The 19,411-nt window shown below is 71.8% G+C and carries 6 protein-coding genes; all 6 read left to right on the top strand.

The window, feature by feature from the left end:
* Positions 1 to 240 precede the first annotated feature (240 nt).
* A complete protein-coding gene (locus tag ACTWP8_RS34520; protein ID WP_443326034.1) occupies positions 241 to 2,019 on the top strand; it encodes a fatty acyl-AMP ligase in 1,779 nt (592 codons plus the stop codon).
* Complete coding sequence (locus ACTWP8_RS34515) at positions 2,016 to 3,773, top strand: acyl-CoA dehydrogenase family protein (protein ID WP_443326033.1); 1,758 nt, start codon at positions 2,016 to 2,018, stop codon at positions 3,771 to 3,773. Before ACTWP8_RS34520 ends, ACTWP8_RS34515 begins: the two co-directional genes overlap by 4 nt.
* Positions 3,770 to 4,657: a hypothetical protein gene (locus ACTWP8_RS34510; protein WP_443326032.1), complete on the top strand. Its 888-nt coding sequence runs from the start codon at positions 3,770 to 3,772 to the stop codon at positions 4,655 to 4,657. Before ACTWP8_RS34515 ends, ACTWP8_RS34510 begins: the two co-directional genes overlap by 4 nt.
* A gap of 57 nt (positions 4,658 to 4,714) precedes the next feature.
* Entirely contained in the window at positions 4,715 to 4,987 is a 273-nt protein-coding gene (locus tag ACTWP8_RS34505) for an acyl carrier protein (protein ID WP_443326031.1), read from the top strand.
* Positions 4,988 to 5,083: 96 nt separating this feature from the next.
* On the top strand, positions 5,084 to 14,896 hold the full coding sequence (locus ACTWP8_RS34500) for an amino acid adenylation domain-containing protein (RefSeq protein WP_443326030.1): 9,813 nt from the start codon (positions 5,084 to 5,086) through the stop codon (positions 14,894 to 14,896).
* Positions 14,893 to 19,411 (top strand): amino acid adenylation domain-containing protein (locus ACTWP8_RS34495; protein ID WP_443326029.1); only part of this gene is annotated, 4,519 nt, incomplete at its 3' end. The genes ACTWP8_RS34500 and ACTWP8_RS34495, both read left to right, overlap by 4 nt.

The following is a 19,411-nucleotide window of genomic DNA, read 5'->3' as shown; positions in this document are numbered from 1 at the left end:
GACACGACCGCGACGCCGGTCAAGGGTGGCCGGAACTGGTCTGTTCTGCCATCGGTCGGGTGCCGTTCCGGGTGATTCCGGCCCCTTGTGACGGGGAGTCGGCCTGTCGGGTGCAGTTTGCTGCCAGGGGTCTTCCGGATATCCGACGCCGACTGTAGAAAGTCACGGCGGCGCCGAGTCGAGGTGCCGCAAAGGTATTGGTGGCGATTATTCGTGAACACGAAGGGCAGGGCTTCGAATATGGCGGCACCGGTCACCGCTCCCAGCGTCACGGCGAGGCTCAGACAGCATGCCGAACAGCTGGCGGATCAAGGTGCCGCGGCCTTTGTGACCGACCCGGACCAGGAAGACGGTGTGCGCTGGCTGACGTATGCCGGGCTCGACGAGCGGGCCCGGAGCATAGCCGTGTGGCTGCGCCGGCGGATCGCCCCGGGCGACCGTGTCCTGCTGCTGTATCCGGCCGGACTCGAATTCGTCGCCGCGTTCTTCGGCTGCCTCTACGCCGGGGCCGTAGCCGTCCCCTCGTCCCTGCCCGGGCGCTACCGCCACGAGCGGCACCGGGTCAGGCGCATCGCCGACGACGCCGGGGTGTCGGCGATCCTCACCGACACCGCCACGCTCGCCGATGTCGAGGACTGGGCCGCCGAGGGGGAGCTGCGCCGCACGCCCCGGCTGGCGACCGACGCCCTGGGCAGCGGCGGAGCGGACGGCTGGACGATGGCGCCGGCCGACCACTCCACGCTGGCTGTTCTCCAGTACACCTCCGGGTCGACCGGCGACCCGAAGGGCGTCATGATCACCCATGGCAACCTGCTGTTCAACGGCCAGAACATGGCCCAGGCCTTCCGCCTCGACTCCGGTACCCGCTGCGGTGGCTGGGCCCCGCACTTCCATGACATGGGCCTGATGGGGCACATCATCCCCCCGCTGCTCCTCGGTTCCGCCACCGTCCTGATGAACCCGGTCACCTTCCTCAAGCGGCCGCACCTGTGGCTGCGGATGATCGACCGGTTCGGGATCGTCTTCTCCGCGGCCCCCGACTTCGCGTACGACCTGTGCAGCCGGCGCGTCACGGACGCGCAGATCGAACAGATCGACCTGTCCCGCTGGTTGCAAGCCGCCGACGGCGCCGAGCCCGTGCGTTCCCACGTCCTGGAGCGCTTCGCCAAGCGCTTCGCGCCTGCCGGGCTGCGCGGTGACGCGCTTGTCCCCGCCTACGGAATGGCGGAGACCACCCTCATCATCTCCGCGTCGGCGACCCTGCCGCCGCTGGTGCGGCGGGTGGACGCGGCGGCACTCGAGCGGAACGAGTTCCGGCCGGCACCAGAAGGCGTGCCCGGCCGGGAAGTGGTCAGCTGCGGCAGGCCGCAGGGCGCGGTGGTCCGCATCGTCGACCCCCGCACGCGCGAGGTGCTGCCCGAGGGCCGGGTCGGTGAGATATGGGTTCGGGGCAGGGCCGTCGGGCAGGGCTACTGGCGGCGCGAGGAGACCAACGCGGCCGAGTTCCGGGCGGCCACGGCCGATGGTGACAGCGGGTATCTGCGCACCGGTGACCTCGGGGTTCTGTACGAAGGCGATCTCTACGTCACCGGGCGGATCAAGGACACCCTGATTCTGCGCGGCCGGAACCTCTATCCACAGGACATCGAGCACGAACTGCGCGCTCAGCACCCCGTGCTGGGGAATCTCGTCGGGGCGTGTTTCACCGTCCCTGCCGAAGGCGCGGAGGACGGCCAGGAGGTGCTCGTCGTCACCCAGGAGGTCCGCGGCCTGAAGGACCCGGAGCGGCTGCGGGAGCTGACCGCGGACCTGCGGCTGACCGTGGCCCGCGAATTCGGCGCTCCCGTCGGTGCGGTGCTGCTGCTGCGCCCCGGCGGCGTGCAGCGCACCACCAGCGGGAAGGTGCAGCGCTCGGCCATGCGGGAGTTGTTCCGCGCGGGCGAACTGAAGCCGGTCTTCGCGGAGTACGAGGAGCGGATGCTGCGGGACCCCGCCGCGGATGCGGAGGACCACTCATGACGGCCGGCTTCCCCTGCATAGACCGGGAGGGCGAGGAGCGGCCCGTCGCAGGGCTCACGGCCGTGCTGAACGAACTGTCCGGCCCCGGCGAGCCGTTCTGCGCCCAGGAGGTGGACCGGCTGGACCGTTCTGAGCTGTTCCCGGCCGCGGCCTGCCGCGTCCTGGACGACTTCGGCCTGCCCGGCTATTACGTACCGGCCGAGCACGGCGGGCGGTTCGACGATTTCGGTGTGCTGGCGGGGATGCTCCGCGTCGTCTCCCGTATCGACCTCACCACCGCGGTCGCCCACGGCAAGACCTACCTCGGAGCGGTTCCGACGTGGATCGCGGGAGAGCCGGACCGGGCGGCGTGGCTGGGCGAGCGCGTCGCACACGGCGCCGTCGTCTCGTGTGCGCTCAGTGAACGCCATCACGGCAGCGACCTGTTGGCCGGTGAGGTCACGGCGGAGCGCGCAGGCGGGGGTGAAGGCCCCGGCGGATGGCTGCTGACCGGCGAGAAGTGGCTGATCAACAACGTCACGCGGGCCGACCTGGTCACCGTGCTGGCCCGCACGGACCCGGCGGGCGGACCCCGCGGATTCAGCCTCTTCCTGGTCGACAAGGCGCAGTTGGCCCCCGATAGCTTCACATGCCTGCCCAAGGTCCCCACGTATGGCATCCGGGGCGCGGACATCAGCGGGATCGCCTTCCACGGCGCCCGTGTTCCGGCCGACGCGCTCATCGGCGGGGAGGGCCAGGGCGTCGAGATCATCCTCAAGGCCCTGCATCTGACGCGCACCGTGTGCGTGTCCATGTCGCTGGGGGCGGCCGACCACGCCCTGCGGCTCGCTGCCCAGCTCTGCGTACGCGCCGAAGACGAGGGCCGTCCCCTGCTGGAACAGTCCTACGCGCGCCGGGAGTTGGGGGAGGCGGTCGCGGGGCTGCTGCTGGCCGAGGCGCTGAGCGTCGTGGCGGTGCGCGGCGTCCACGGGCTCACCCGTGAGATGAGCGTGATCTCCGCGGTCGCCAAGGCCCGTGTCCCGGCCCAGGTGGACGAGCTGATCACACGGCTGGCCCGGGCGTTCGGCCCGTACGGGCTGCTCGCCGAGGACCATGCCGACGGGGGATTCGCCAAGGTGGAGCGGGACCACCGCATCATCGGCATCTTCGACGGCAGCAGCCTGGTCAACCGCAGTGCCCTGATCGACCAGTTCCCCCGGCTGACCCGCGCCTACCGCAAGGGCAGCTGGGACGCCGCGGGACTGGCCGAGGCGGCTACGGTCCACGAGCCCGTCAGCCCCCTGCGCCCTGCCGACCTGACGTTGGTGTCCAGCGGGGGTGCGTCCGTGGTCGCGAGCCTCCCCGAGACGGTCGCCGGGATCCGCGAGCTGGCCGCCCGCGGCCGTGCCTCGGCCGAACTCGCGGACCTGGCAGGCCGGTTGGCCGACGCCGCCGACGAGCTCCACGACGAGATGGCCGACATGACGGTGATGCCCCGTGCCGTGCCGCCCGCGGCCTTCGAGCTGGCGGAGCGCTTCGAGGTGTGTTTCGCGGCTGCTTCAGGACTCCATCTGTGGCTGCGTGGCGCGTCCCGTACACGCCCGGCCGACGACACGTGGCTGCGCGGCACCCTCGTCAAGGCCCTCACCGAGCTGGGCGCCGAGACAGGCCCGGCCGGAAACGAGATCTACGGCCGCCTCGCGGACTCCCTGGCCGCATGCCCGTCCGACACACCGTTCTCGCTGCTGAACTACCTGGGAGCAGAGGCCTCATGACCGGACACGCCGTGCCCCGGCCCGGGGCGGCCACCCTGGAGCGGCTCCTCGGGAACCCGTACGACCAGGCCAACCCTTACGGATTCCACGCGATCCTCGCCGCGGACGAACGCGGCGAGCCCTTCCGCGCGGGGGGCGAACTCCTCGACACCTGCGGTCTCACAGCCGGGCAGCCGAGCTCCCAGGAGCTGCTGGAGGCGATGCGCGCGGTCTTCCGCAGAGCGCCGGCGCTGGCCCACGGCCGGGCTCCCGCGGGCCCGTACGCGGAGGCCGTGCGCGTCGGGGCGACCACCGGCGCCCTTGACTCGGGCCTGCGCATCACCCTGCGCCACCTCCTCGCGCGCCGCCTGTACGGCAGGGCCGCCATCGACATCCCGTATCTGCGAGCGGTCCTGGCCGGAGTCTTCGCGGACCTGCTGCTGTGCGACAGCCTGACCACGGCCGCTGCCCGGGGCATCGACGTGCTGCCGTCCCGGAGGGGTGCGCACCGGCACGCCGTCCGGGACGTCGTGCCGCGCGTGGTGCAGGACGCCATGGACCGGCTGTCGATCGTGCTCGGCTCCCGCTTCTACATCAGGGTGGGGGAGACCGCCGTCTTCCAGCTGCTGCTGCGGGAAAGCCAGTGGTGGCTCTTCGGCAGCGCCGCCCCGCTCGCCGGGCCGGAGCCCGGCTGCGTCGCCGAAGTCCTGTCGGCCCCGTACCTCGCTGAGCTGTGCGAACCGGCCTGGCTCGCCGTGGCACCGGGCCGACTGCGCCGGGAAGGCGGGCGGCGGGCGCGCCCGCCGGAGTCCGTCGAGCGGCAGCTGTTCGACGAGCTGCTCGAGCGGTACGACAGCGGCCGCTCCTTCGGCCTCGCCGGCCACCGTGTCCCCGACCGTCCCTAGGGGGTGTTCCCCCAGCCGCTCCCGCCCGCCCCCGCCTCGCTCACCAAGGAGACCCGTATGTCCAACGCATCTGCCGGCACGCACACCGCTGACACCCTGCGCGGCTGGCTGGCCGCATGCGTCGCCTCCCACCTGGGCCGGCCGGTCCAGGAGATCGCCACGGACGTGTCACTGGCCGACTACGGCCTCGACTCGGTGTATGTGCTCGCGATCGCCGCTGAGCTCGAGGACTACCTGGACATCTCCCTGGACCCGACGGTGATGTGGGACAACCCCACCATCGACGGCCTGAGCGAGGTCCTCGTCGAGGAGCTGGTCGGCCGAGGCTGACCGCTGCCGCCCGCGCGCCCCCGCGCTCCGCTGCCCGGCACCCCTTCGCCCTTCACCGCTTGGCTTTCCGAGAAACAGTGAGAGGACCGCTCCTCCATGTCGCATGCCCCCATGGTCCGCCGACCCGTCACCGCCGCCCAGCTCGGCATCTGGGTCGCGCAGCAACTGGAGCCGGACAGCCCCTTCTACAACTGCGGCGGCTACTACGAGATCACGGGGCCTCTCGACGCTGACCTGCTGGTCCGGGCGGTGCAGCAGGTCGCAGGGGAGTGCGAGGCACTGCGCTCCCGTTTCATGGCGGAGGGAGAGGAGCTGTGGCAGATCGTCGGGGCTCCCGAAAGCGAGCCGCTTGCGGTCCTCGACCTGAGCGGCGAGGACGATCCCGAGGCCGCGGCGGCGCAGTGGATGCGTGAGGGCATGGCCGAGCCGCTGGATCTGGTGCGTGGGCCGCTGAGCAGCCAGACCCTGATCGTCCTCGCTGCTGACCGGTACTTCTTCTTCCACCGCTACCACCACGCGGTCCTCGACGGCTTCGGTCACTCCGTCTACGCCGCCCGCGTCGCCCAGGTCTACACCGCTCTGGCGGCCGGGGAGCCCCCCGCCGCCTCGCCGTTCGCGAGCCTGGACGAGCCGGCGGCCGAGGAGTCCTCCTATCCCGCGTCGCGCCGCCACGAGCGGGACCGGGCCCACTGGCTCGGCGAGCTGGCCGACCTGCCCGAGCCGGTCGGTCTGGCAGGGCGCAGGGCCGGCATGGCCGTCAGCGGGCTGCGCCGGATGGTGACACTGCCCGAGCGGCAGGCACGCGGGCTCGCGGCCGCGGCCGAACAGCTCCAGGTGCGGTGGCCGGTGCTCGCCATCGCCGGTACCGCCGCGTTCTTCCACCGCATGACGGGACGCGAGGACTTCACGCTGTCCCTGCCGCTGGCGGGCCGGATGGGCCGCACTTCCCTGGCGACGCCGGGCGCCATGGTCAACGTGCTGCCGATCCGCGTCCTGGTGCGCGCGCGCATGCTCTTCAGCGAGCTGGCCGAACAGGTGGCGGAGCAGCTGGCCGAGGTCCTCAAGCACCAGCGGTTCCGTGGCGAGGAGCTCTTCCAGGAGCTGGGGCTGTCCGGAGCGGACGCCCACCTGGGCCCGACGGTCAACGTGATGGGTTTCGAGAACGAGCCCGCCTTCGGCCCGTGCCCGTCGGTCCTGCACCCCCTGTCCACCGGTCCGGTCAACGACTTGAAGATCAACTTCTATGGTACGGCCGCGGCACGGGCGGGTGTCCGCGTGGAGTTCGACGCGGACCCCGCGCTCTACAGCGAAGCCGAACTGACGGCCCACCAGGCCCGGTTCCTGCGGGTGCTGGAGGCCGTCGTCGCCGATCCCCGCGTGCGGATCGGCGCGATGGAGGTGCTGGACCGCGATGAGCGCACCCGGATCCTGGACCAGTGGAACCGGACCGCGCCCGTGGTGAGCGGCACCTCCCTGCCCGGACTGTTCGCCGAGCAGGTGACGCGTACCCCGGACGCCATCGCGGTCGAGTACGGGGGCACGACCCTGACCTACGCGGAGCTGGACGCGCGAGCCAACCGGCTGGCCCGCTGGCTGATCGAGCGCGGGGTCGGCCCGGAGACGCGGGTGGGCGTGCTGCTGCCGCGGTCGCCGGAGCTGATGGTCGCCCTGCTGGCGGTGGTCAAGGCCGGTGGTGCCTATGTGCCGGTGGACCCGGACTACCCGGCCGAGCGCATCGCGTACATCCTCAAAGACGCGGACCCGGTGGTGATGCTCGACGACGCGTCCGTTCTCGCGGAAGCCGCGGGACTCTCGGATGCCCCCGTCACCGACGCGGACCGCATCGCGCCGCTGGCACTCTCCCACCCGGCCTATGTGATCTACACATCCGGATCGACCGGCCGCCCCAAGGGCGTGGTGATCGAGCACGCCTCGCTCGGCGAGTTCCTCGAGACCTGCCGCGACCGGTACCCGGACGCGGCCGGCACCGGCCTGCTGCACTCGCCGGTGTCCTTCGACCTGACGGTGACCGTCCTGTACGTGCCGCTGGTCAGTGGCGGCCGCGTGAGGATCGCCGATCTGGGTCCGGGAGCGGTGTCCACCTCGGACGAGGAGCCACCGACGTTCGTGAAGGCGACACCGAGCCACCTGGCCCTCCTGGAGGGTCCGGGCGATGCCGCCTCACCGTCCGGGACGCTGGTGCTGGGCGGAGAGCAACTGCTCGGCGAGGCGCTGGCAGCGTGGCGCGAGCGTCACCCGCACGCCTCGGTCTTCAACGACTACGGCCCGACCGAGGCCACCGTCAACTGTGCCGACTTCGTACTGGAACCGGGAGACGAGACCCCCTCCGGCCCGGTCCCGATCGGCCGCCCGCTGCCTGGCAACCGCCTGTACGTGCTGGACGCGGTCCTGTCCCCCGCGCCCGTGGGCGTCGCGGGCGACCTCTACATCGCCGGCACCGGCCTGGCCCGCGGGTACCTGGGGCGCGCGGCGCTGACCGGCGAGCGTTTCCTCGCCGACCCTCATGGCCCGGCGGGCGGCCGCATGTACCGCACCGGCGACGTGGCCCGGTGGCGGGCCGACGGCAACCTCGAGTATCTGGGCCGGGCCGATGACCAGGTCAAGGTGCGCGGCCACCGCATCGAGCCCGGCGAGATCGAGGCCGTGCTGGCGGCCCACGAGGCTGTCGACCGGTGCGCGGTCGTCGTACGCGAGGACCGCCCAGGCGACCAGCGCCTGGTGGCCTACGTGGTCCCCGCGGGCGGCGCGGCGGACACCGCCGCGCTCATCCGGTACGCAAGCGGGCAACTGCCCCCGTACATGGTGCCGTCGGCGGTCGTCGCCCTGGATCAGCTCCCCTGGACGCCGAACGGCAAACTGGACCGGCGAGCCCTCCCCGCCCCGGAGTACGGGCCGAAGACAGCCGGTCGCGCGCCGAGGTCGCTGCGCGAGGAGATCCTGTGCGGCCTCTTCGCCGACGTGCTGGGGCTGCCGTCCGTGAGCATCGACGACGGCTTCTTCGACCTGGGCGGCCACTCGCTGCTCGCCACGAAGCTGGTCAGCCGCGTCCGCTCGGTACTCGGAGCCGAGATCACCGTCCCCCGGATCTTCCAGACCCCCACGGTGGCCGCGCTCGCCCCGGCACTCGACGGAACGGGCGCCGCCCGGCCCGCCGTGACAGCCCTGCCCCGCCCCGACCGCATCCCGCTGTCGTACGCACAGCAGCGGCTGCGCTTCCTGGACCTGCTGGAGGAGGACAGCACCGCCTACAACGCCCCGGGCACGCTGCGGCTCACCGGGAACCTCGACGTGGAGGCCCTGCGGCAGGCCCTGTCGGACGTGGTGGCGCGGCACGAGAGCCTGCGCACCGTCTTCGCCGAGGACGCGGACGGCTTTCACCAGGTCGTCCTGGAACCGGAAGCGGCCCGGGTCGAACTGCCCGTCCACGAGGTGACGGAAAGCGAACTGCGCGACCAGCTGGCCGCGGCTGCCCGGCACGCCTTCGACCTCGCCACCGAACCTCCGCTGCGGGCCTGGCTGTTCGCCCTCGGTGAGCGGGAGCACGTCCTGATGCTGCTCCTGCACCACATCGCCGGTGACGGCTGGTCGATGCGCCCGCTGGTCCGGGACCTGTCGGCCGCCTACACAGCACGTACGGCCGGTGCGGCGCCGTCGTGGGAGGCGCTGCCGGTGCAGTACGCCGACTACAGCCTGTGGCAGCGCGAGATTCTGGGCACCGAGGACGACGCGGACAGCGAGATCGCCCGCCAACTCGCCTACTGGAAGCAGGCCGTGGAGGGGATGCCCGAAGAGCTTCCGCTGCCCACCGACAGGCCGCGCACCGACGCGGTGTCCCAGCGCGGCGGACGGGTCGCCTTCGAGATCCCGGCCGAGCTCCACGGCCGCCTGGGTGCCCTGTCGCAGGCCAGCCACGCGAGCCTGTTCATGGTGGTGCAGGCGGCGCTGGCGTCCCTGCTGACCCGCCTGGGAGCGGGCTCGGACATCCCCCTCGGCACCCCGGTCGCGGGCCGCACCGACGACGCCGTGGAAGAGCTGGTCGGCTTCTTCGCCAACACCTTGGTGCTGCGCGCCGACACCTCCGGCGACCCCACCTTCACCGAGCTGATCTCCCGTGTGCGTGAGACGTCGCTCGCGGCGTACGAACACCAGGACCTGCCCTTCGAGCGGCTTGTCGAGGTGGTCAATCCGCAGCGTTCGCTGTCCAGGCACCCGCTCTTCCAGGTCTGCCTGACCCTGCACAACACCGACCCGCGGGCGACCGTCGCCGAGGTCGTCCGCTTCCCGGGCCTGGACGTGGCCCTGGAGCCGGTGCCGGTCGAGGACACCAAGTTCGACCTCAACTTCGAGCTCACCGAGCGCTATGACGACGCCGGCCGGCACGCGGGCATCCACGCCGAACTCGAATACAGCGCCGACCTCTTCGGCCCGGCCGCGGCACACGCGCTCGCGCGCCGTTTCCTGCGGGTGCTGACGGCCGTAGCCGAAGCGCCGGACGGGCGCGTCTCCGGCGTCGACGTGCTGGAGCCCGCCGAGCGGACGGTGCTTCTGGAGCAGTGGAGCGACGCCACCCGGGCGGGCACCGGCCCGGCCCTGTCCCGGCTCGAGCCGCACGACGCGGCGCGCGGCACCCACGTCTACGTCCTGGACGAAGCGCTGTGGCCACTGCCTCCGGGCGTCGCCGGGCGGCTGTACACCGCGGGCTTCGACGCGGCCCCGACGGGCGACACGGACCGGTGGCTGCCCTGCCCCTTCGACGGCGGCGGGGCGCACATGTACCGCACGGATGCCGTGGCGCGCTGGACCGGCGACGGCGAACTCGTCCTTGTGGGCGCCCCCGAGGGCGATGCATCGACCCCCAGGCAGCCACGCACCCGTGGCCCGCGCGGCCCGCGCGAGCAGATCCTGTGCTCCCTCTTCGCCGAGGTGCTCGGCGTGCCGGGGGTCGGAATCGACGACGGTTTCTTCGACCGCGGAGGCCACTCGCTGTCCGCCGTGCGGCTGCTGAGCCGCATCCGCTCGGTGCTGGGCGTCGAGCTGTCCATCCGCAAGCTGTTCGAGGCTCCCACGGTGGCCGGACTGAACGCGGCCCTCGACGAGGCGACCGGGGCACGGACCGCGCTGACGGCACTTCCCCGCCCGCCGCGCATCCCCCTGTCGTACGCCCAGCAACGCCTCTGGTTCCTCGAGCACTTGGAGGGGCCCAGCGCCACGTACAACATCCCGGTGGCGCTGCGGCTCACCGGGGTCCTCGATGTGCAGGCCGTGCGGCAGGCTCTGGCGGACGTCGTCGAGCGGCACGAGAGCCTGCGCACGCTCTTCGCGGACGGGGCGGGAGTGACGGCGGCCCCCGAGGGTTCGCATCAGGTGATCCTCTCGCCGGGGCAGGCGCGCCCCGGCCTCACGGTGATGCACACCTCGCCCGAGGGGGTTGAGGAGGAGGTGCTGCGCTGCGCCGCGTACGAGTTCGACCTGACGACCGAACTCCCCTTCAGGGCCTGGCTCTTCACCCCATCGGAGCGCCGCCATGTCCTGCTGCTGGTGCTGCACCACATCGCGGGTGACGGCTGGTCGATGGGGCCGCTGGCCCGGGACCTGTCGGTCGCGTACACGGCGCGCACGGCCGGTGCGGCGCCGTCGTGGGAGGCGCTGCCGGTGCAGTACGCCGACTACAGCCTGTGGCAGCGGGAGCTGCTCGGCTCCGAGGACGATCCGGACAGCGAGATCTCACGGCAGCTCGCCTACTGGCGGGAGGCCCTGAGGGGCATTCCGGAGGAGCTCGAGCTGCCCACGGACCGGGTGCGGCCCGCCCAGCAGACCTACCGGGGCGACCGCGTCGAGTTCGAGGTGCCCGCGCGGCTGCACCGTGCGCTGTCCGACCTGGCGCGCGAAACCCAGTCGAGCCTGTTCATGGTCGTGCAGGCCGCGCTGGGATCGCTGCTGACCCGCTTGGGTGCGGGCACCGACATCCCGATCGGCAGCCCGGTCGCGGGTCGTACCGACGACGCGGTGGAGGACCTGGTCGGGTTCTTCGTCAACACGCTCGTCCTGCGCACCGACACGTCCGGCAACCCGGCCTTCCGGGACCTTGTCGGGCGGGTCCGGGAGACGAATCTCGCCGCGTACGCGCATCAGGACGTGCCCTTCGAGCGACTCGTCGAGGTGCTCAGCCCGGTCCGCTCGCTGGCCCGGCACCCGCTGTTCCAGGTGCTCCTCGGGTTCGACAACAATCAGGAAGCCCGCGAGGAGCTGCGGCTGCCCGGACTCGCGGTGGAGGCCGAGGCCCCGGAGGTCGGCCGGTCCAAGTTCGACCTGTCGTTCTTCTTCGACGAGACGTACGGCCCCCAGGGCGAGCCCACGGGGCTGCACGCCGCCGTGGAGTACAGCACCGACCTGTTCGACCGGGACACGGCGCAGTCCCTGGCCGCCATGCTGCTGCGGGTCCTCGAGGAAGCCGCCGCGGATCCGGACGGGCCGATCGGGGACATCGAGCTGATGGCCCCGGCGGAACGCCGCCGCGTACTCGAGGAGTGGAACGACACCGCACACGACATCCCGGCGGTCCCGGTACCGCTGATGATCGAGCAGCAGGTCGCGCAGGTGCCCGAGGCGACCGCACTGATCGCCGAAGGCGCCACCCTCGACTACGGCGAACTCAACACCCGGGCCAACCAACTGGCCCGGCTCCTGGTGGCCGAGGGCATCGGCAGCGAGCAGGTCGTCGCCATCGCGCTGCCCCGCTCGCCGCAGTTGGTCGTCGCGCTGGTCGCCGTGCTGAAGACCGGAGCCGCCTACCTCACACTCGACACCGGCGCCCCGGAACAGCGGCTGCGCGCCGTCCTCGACGACTGCGCGCCCGCCGCCGTCATCACCGACACCGCCACCTCTGCGTGCCTGGGCGAAGCGAGGCAGAGGCGGGTCGTCCTCGACGACCGGGACATCCTGGCCGCGCTCGACGAGGCCGACGGAACGAATCTGACCGACGCCGAGCGGCTGCGCCCGCTCGACCTGCGCAACCCCGCCTACGTCGTCTACACCTCGGGCTCCACCGGCACCCCCAAGGGCATCGCCATGCCGATGAGCGGCCTGGTCAACCTCATGGTCTGGCACGCCGGGACGTACTCGGGCGGCGTCGGCACCCGTACGGCACAATTCCTCGCGCTCGCCTTCGACTTCGCGGTTCAGGAGATCCTGCAGGCGCTGACCATGGGCAAGACCCTGGTCATCCCCCAGGAGCAGGTGCGACACGACCCCCATGAGCTGGCCGCGTGGATCAACCGCTACGGCGTCAACGAGCTGTTCGCACCGACCCTGGTGATCGACGCCGTTCTGTCGGCGGCCGCGGACCGGAGCGAGACGCTGACATCGCTGACGGACATTTTTCAGGGCGGCGAGCAGTTCCGGCTGAGCGACGAGCTCCGGGAGTTCTGCGCCGGCAACTGGCGGCGGATGGCGCACAACATCTACGGCCCTGCCGAGGCACCGGATGCGACGACGTCCACACTCCCGGATGACGTCGACGAATGGCCACCGTCGGCTTCCATCGGCCAGCCGTCGTGGAACCAGAAGGTGTATGTGCTGGATGCGGCGCTGCGACCGGTGCCGCCCGGCGTCCGCGGGGAGCTCTACATCACCGGTGCGCAGCTCGCCCGCGGCTACATCAACCGGCCGGACCGCACCGCCGAGCGCTTTGTCGCCTGCCCCTTCGGCCCGGCCGGAAGCCGCATGTACCGGACGGGCGACGTGGCCCGTTGGAGCCGGTCCGGCGAACTGGAATTCCTCGGCCGCGTCGACCACCAGGTGAAGATCGGCGGCTTCCGGGTCGAGCCGGGAGAGGTCGAGGCCGTCCTGGGCGAGCACCCCGACGTGGCGACGACCGCCGTGATCACGCACGAGGACGGCCAGGGCAGGAAACGTCTGGTCGCCTACGTGGTGCCGGAGGACGCCGCAGGGCACGGCGGAGCCGGCGAGAGCGTCCGCCAGGCCCTCCGCGCCCACCTCCGGCAGCGCCTGCCGGAGTACATGGTGCCGTCGGCCGTGGTCTTCCTCGACGAGTTGCCGTTGACGGCGAACGGGAAGCTGGACCGGGGTGCGCTGCCCGCTCCGCGGTACGGCGGCGAGCGCTCGGGGCGCGGGCCGCGCTCGGAGCGGGAGAAGACGCTGTGCTCCCTGTTCGCCGAGGTGCTGGGGCTGTCGGAGGTCGGTGTCGATGACGGGTTCTTCGACCTGGGCGGCGACAGCATCATGTCGATGCAGCTGGTGAGCCGGGCCCGGCGGGCCGGACTGGAGCTGTCCGTACGGGACATCTTCGAGCGGCGCACGGTCGCGGCCCTGGCCGAGGTCGTCACCGAGTCGCAGCGGTCGCAGGCCGAGGAACCGGGGGCCGGCCTGGGCGCCGTCCCGCTCCTGCCGATCATGCACTGGCTGGCCGAACGCCCCAGCGCGGTCGATGAGTTCAACATGTCGGTCGTGCTCCAGGTCCCCGCCGACCTGGCCCTGGGCACCCTGACCCAGGCCGTACAAGCCGTCCTCGACCACCACGACGCCTTGCGCGCCCGCCTGGACACCGACCCCATCGGCCACTTCGAGGTGCGCGCACCGGGGGCCGTGCGCGCCGAGTCCTGTGTGCTGCGGGTGGACGCGGCCGGCCTGGACGAAGCCGCGTTGGAGTCGCTCGTCCACACCCACGGCCAGGCCGCACGGGCCCGGCTGGATCCGGCCGCGGGGTCCCTCCTGCAGATCGTGTGGTTCGACCGGGGGCCCGAGACGCCCGGGCTGCTGCTGCTTCTGGTGCACCACGTGGTGGTGGACGGGGTGTCGTGGCGGGTGTTGGTGCCGGATGTGGCGGAGGCCTACCGGGAGGTGGCGGCCGGCCGCCCGGTGGGGTTGCAGCCGGTGGGTACGTCGCTGCGCCGCTGGGCGGAGCGCCTGGTGGAGGAGGCGGCGACGCCGGTGCGTGCCGCGGAGGCCGCGTGGTGGCGGGATGTGCTGCGTGGTGCGTCCCCGCCGCTGGGCGGCCGGGCCCTGGATGCGGAGAGGGACACGTACGGGACCGCCGGGCATCTCACGCTGCGGCTGCCGGTCGCGGTGACGGAGCCGGTGCTGACGACGGTGCCGTCGGTGTTCAACGCCGAGGTCAACGACGTGCTGTTGACGGCGCTCGTGCTCGCCTGGGCCACGTGGCACCGGGGAAGCGGCCGCGAGCTGCTGCTCCACCTGGAGGGGCACGGCCGCGAAGAAATCCTGGTGCCAGGAGCCGACCTGTCCCGCACGGTCGGCTGGTTCACCAGCCTCTACCCGGTCCGGCTGGACGGCGGCTCCTTCGACGCCGCCGAGGCCTGGGCGGGCGGCCCGGCCATGGGACTGCTGCTCAAGCGCGTGAAGGAGCAGCTGCGCACGGTGCCCGACAAGGGGATGGGGTACGGCCTGGTCCGCTACCTCAACCCCGCGACCGCCGGTGACTTCGAGGGCCTCGCCGAACCGCAGGTCGGCTTCAACTACCTGGGCCGTTTCACCACCACCACGACGACCGGCAGCGGCAGCGGCCACAGCGCCGACTGGGTCCCGGTCGCGGACATCGAGGCCGTGGCGGGAGACCCCTCGGGTATGCCGCTGGCGCACGCCCTGGAACTCAACGCCCGCACCGACGACGGGCCACGGGGACCGGAGCTGACCGCCCTGTGGACCTGGGCCGGGGAGCTCCTCGACGAATCCGCGGTCCGTGAGCTGGCCGAGCTGTGGTTCACGGCGCTCGAGGCGCTCGTCGCGCACGCCGAACGCCCCGACGCGGGAGGGCTCACACCCTCCGACGTAACGCTGTCCTCGATCACGCAGGACGAAATCGATGAGTTCGAAGAAGAGCTGGGCACTGACGAAGAGGCGGAGAAGTGAGTCGTAACCCGCGCAAGATCGAGGACATCCTGCCGCTGGCCCCCCTCCAGGAGGGCTTGCTCTTCCACAGCGCCTACGACGAGGGAGGGCTCGACCCGTACGTGGTCCAGGTGTCCTTCGACATCGAAGGAGACCTCGACGCCGCCGCCCTGCGCACGGCGGCCGAAACCCTTCTCGGCCGCCACGCCAACCTGCGCGCGACGTTCCGCCGGCGCAAGAACGGGGACTGGGCGCAACTGGTGATGCGCGACGCGGAGCTGCCCTGGACCGAGACCGACGTGTCGGCGCTCCCCGAGAACGAACGCTCCGCCGCCGCGGCCGCGGTACTCGCCGCGGACCGGTCCCGCCGCTTCGACGTCAGCAAGCCTCCGCTGATGCGCTTCACCCTCATACGGATCTCCGGCACCCTGCACCGGCTCGTCTTCACCAATCACCACCTCCTGCTGGACGGATGGTCGCTGCCGGTCCTCATGGGCGAGCTGTTCACGCTGTACGAGGCGAAGGGCGACGCCTCGGGCCTGCCCCGGGCCCGCCCGTACCGCGACTACCTGCGGTGGCTCGCGGACCAGGACAGGGATGCCGCGCGCGCCGCCTGGCGCGAGGCGTTCGCAGACCTGGCCGAGCCCGCCCTCGTCGCCCCTGACGCGGGTCGCGCCGCCGTCGCGGGTGCGGAGGTCGAGGCGGCCTTCTCCGACGGGGACACCGCCGCGCTCTCCGGCCTCGCCCGCAGCAACGGCCTCACCCTCAGCACCGTCGTCCAGTCGGCCTGGGCCATCGCCCTCGGCCGCCACACCGGCCGCGACGACATCGTCTTCGGCACCACGGTCTCCGGCCGGCCCCCGGAGATCGACGGTGTCGAGGGCATGGTCGGTCTGTTCATCAACACCGTCCCCACCCGGGTGCGGCTGCACCCGGCCGAACCGCTCCTCGGGCTGCTGGCGCGCGTCCAGGACGAGCAGGCCCGCCTCACCCAGCACCAGCATCTGAGTCTGGCCGAGATCCAGCGCGAGGCCGGGCACAGGGAGCTCTTCGACACCTCGATGGTGTTCCAGAACTACCCGGTGGACGAAGGCGTCACCAGCGGTCAGGGCCTTGGCGCGGGCATCACGGTGGCCCCCGGCAAGAACCGTGAGGCCACCCACTACCCGCTCCTGCTGATCGCCTCCGCGCGGGACACCATGCTCTTCCGGCTCAACTACCGGCCGGACCTCTTCGACCAGGCCACCGCCGAGCGCATCCTCGACCGGTTCGTACGCGTCCTGCGCGCCCTGATCGCCGACCCGGCACAGCCCGTCGGCCGCCTCGACGTCCTCGCCGACGACGAGCGCGCACGCGTGCTCGAGCAGTGGAACGACACCGCGCGCGAGGTGCCGCACGCCTCGGTCCTCGATCTGTTCCACGCCCAGGCCGCCCGTACGCCGCACGCCGCCGCGGTCCGCGACGCGCGCGGCACGCTCTCGTATGCCGAACTCGACGCCGGGGCCAGCCGGTTGGCGCATCTGCTGATCCAGCGCGGTGTGGCCCCCGAGCAGTTCGTCGGCATCGCCCTGCCGCGCACCGCAGACCTGGCCGTCGGCCTCCTCGGCGTCCTCAAGGCCGGTGCCGCCTATCTGCCGATCGACCCCGACTATCCGGCCGAGCGCATCGCGTTCATGCTCGGCGACACCGACCCGACGCTGATCATCAGCAATCGGGAGCTGGCCGGCGCGCTGCCGGACACCTCCACGCCCCACCTGCTCCTCGACGACCCGGGAACGGCGGAGGAGTTGGCAGCGCTGCCCGCGCAAGGTCCGACCGACGCCGACCGCAACGGTCCGCTGCTGCCCGCGCACCCGGCGTATGTCATCTACACCTCAGGCTCCACGGGCCGCCCCAAGGGCGTGGTGATCGAGCACCGCTCGCTCGGGGCGTATCTGCAGTGGGCACGTGAGGCGTACCCGGCGATGACGGGCACATCGCTCCTGCACTCCCCGATCTCCTTCGACCTCACCGTCACCGCCCTCTACACCACCCTCGTCTCCGGCGGCCTCGTCCACATCGCGGAGCTGGACGAGCGCGCTGCCGAAGGCCCCACGCCCACCTTCCTCAAGGGCACCCCCAGCGCCCTCGCGCTCCTGGAGGCGCTGCCGGACGAGACGTCGCCGACGGAACTCATCATGCTCGGCGGCGAACTGCTGCTCGGTGAGGTCATCGACCGGTGGCGCGCCCGCCACCCCGGCGCGGACGTTCTGAACGTGTACGGAGCCACCGAGGCGACGGTCAACAGCGTCCAGTACCGCATCGAAGCCGGCGCACCGTCCCCCACCGGCCCGGTGCCCGTGGGCCGCCCGTTCTGGAACACGCAGGTGTACGTCCTCGACAGCGGGCTGCGCCCCGTCCCGGTCGGAGTCCCGGGCGAGGCATACATCGCAGGCACTGGCCTGGCCCGCGGCTACTGGAACCGGGCTTCCCTGACCGCCGGGCGCTTCGTCGCCAACCCCTACGGTCCGCCCGGCTCCCGCATGTACCGCACGGGCGACGTGCTCCGCTGGAACGAGGAGGGGCAGCTGGAATTCGTGGGCCGCGGTGACGGCCAGATCAAGTTGCGCGGCTTCCGTATCGAGCTGGGCGAGATCGAGTCCGTGCTCGCGTCGCATCCGCAGGTGGCGCAGGCTGCTGTGGTCGTGCGCGAGGACCTGCCCGGGGACAAGCGGCTCGTCGCCTACGTGGTGGCGGGCGCCTCCGCGCCGGCCGCCGAGTCCGTACGGGAGCACGCGGCCGCCCAGCTGCCGGAGTACATGGTGCCGTCGGCGTTCGTGACGGTGGACGCGTTCCCGCTGACGCCCAACGGCAAGCTGGACCGGCGGGCCCTGCCGGCCCCGGACTACGGTCCGGAGTCGGCCGGCCGTACCCCGCGCTCGCCGCGTGAGGAGATCTTGTGCGATCTGTTCGCCGAGGTCCTGGGCGTACCGACCGTGGGTATCGACGACGACTTCTTTGCGCTCGGCGGGCATTCGCTGCTGGCTACCCGCCTGGTGAGCCGCATCCGGTCCGCGCTGGGCGCCGAGATGCTCATCCGGCAGCTCTTCGAAACTCCCACGGTTGCCGGTCTGTCCGCCGCGCTCGACACCGGCAGCCCGGCCGCGCGCACGCGTGTTACCGCCGTGGTGCCCCGCCCCGAACGGCTTCCCGTCTCCTTCGGTCAGCAGCGGCTCTGGTTCCTCAACCGCTTCGAAGGCCCCAGCGCGGCCTACAACTCGCCGGTGGCCCTGCGCCTTTCCGGCTCTCTCGACCGCGTGGCGATGGAGCGGGCGATCGCGGATGTGGTGGCGCGGCACGAGAGTCTGCGGACGGTGTTCGCGGAGGACGCCGCGGGCCCGTACCAGATGGTGCTGGACGCCTCGCGAGCCGCACCGGAGCTGACCGTCGTGGCGAGCGACCAGGAGCACCTAGAGGAGGAGATCGACCGTGCGGTGCAGCACCGCTTCGACCTCAGCTACGAACCGCCCCTGCGCGCCTGGCTGTTCGAACTCGGCCCGACCGAACACGTCCTGCTGCTCCTGACGCACCACATCGCGAGCGACGCCTGGTCGCGCACGCCGCTGGCCCGGGACCTGGTCGCGGCGTACGCGGCGCGCACGGCTGGTCGGGTGCCGTCGTGGTCGCCGCTGCCGGTCCAGTACGCGGACTACAGCATCTGGCAGCGCGAGATGTTCGGTGACGAGGACCGCGCCGACAGCGAGATCGCACGGCAACTCGCCTACTGGAAGAACGCCCTGGCGGACCTGCCGGAGGAACTGGAGCTGCCCACCGACCGTCCGCGCCCGGCGGTCGCCTCCCACCAGGGCGATCTCGTCACCTTCGAGCTCGCCCCCGAACTGCATGAGCGGCTTGTCGAGCTGGCCCGTACGTCCCAGTCCAGCCTCTTCATGGTGTTGCAGGCGGCCCTGGCTGCGTTGCTGACGCGGATGGGTGCCGGGACGGACATTCCTCTCGGCACGCCGATCGCCGGGCGTACGGATGATGCGCTGGACGACCTGATCGGATTCTTCGTCAACACGCTCGTGCTGCGGACGGACACCTCCGGCGACCCGACGTTCCTGGAGCTGATCGCGCGGGTGCGGGATGTGGACCTCGCCGCGTATGCGCATCAGGATCTGCCGTTCGAGCGGCTGGTCGAGGTGGTCAATCCGGAGCGGTCGCTGTCCCGGCATCCCCTCTTCCAGGTGCTGCTCAACCTCAACAACGCCGGCCTCGAGGGTGCCCTCGACGAGATCGCGAAGCTCCCCGGCCTGACGGTGCGGAACGAGCCCGCAGAGACGAACCGGGTGAAGTTCGATCTCGCCTTCTCCTTCTCCGGGTCCCACAGCTCTACGGGCACACCGGGCGGGCTGAGCGGAGTGATGCAGTTCAGCACGGATTTGTTCGATCGGGGTACGGCCGTGGCTTTGGTGGCGCGGTTGGTGCGGGTGTTGGAGTGTGTGGTGGCTGATCCGTTGGTGCGGGTCGGTGCGGTGGATGTGTGGGTGGCCGGTG

The organism is Streptomyces sp. 7N604, assembly GCF_052245475.1.
Classification (GTDB): Bacteria; Actinomycetota; Actinomycetes; order Streptomycetales; family Streptomycetaceae; genus Streptomyces.
This window is presented reverse-complemented; position numbering and strand designations above follow the sequence as displayed.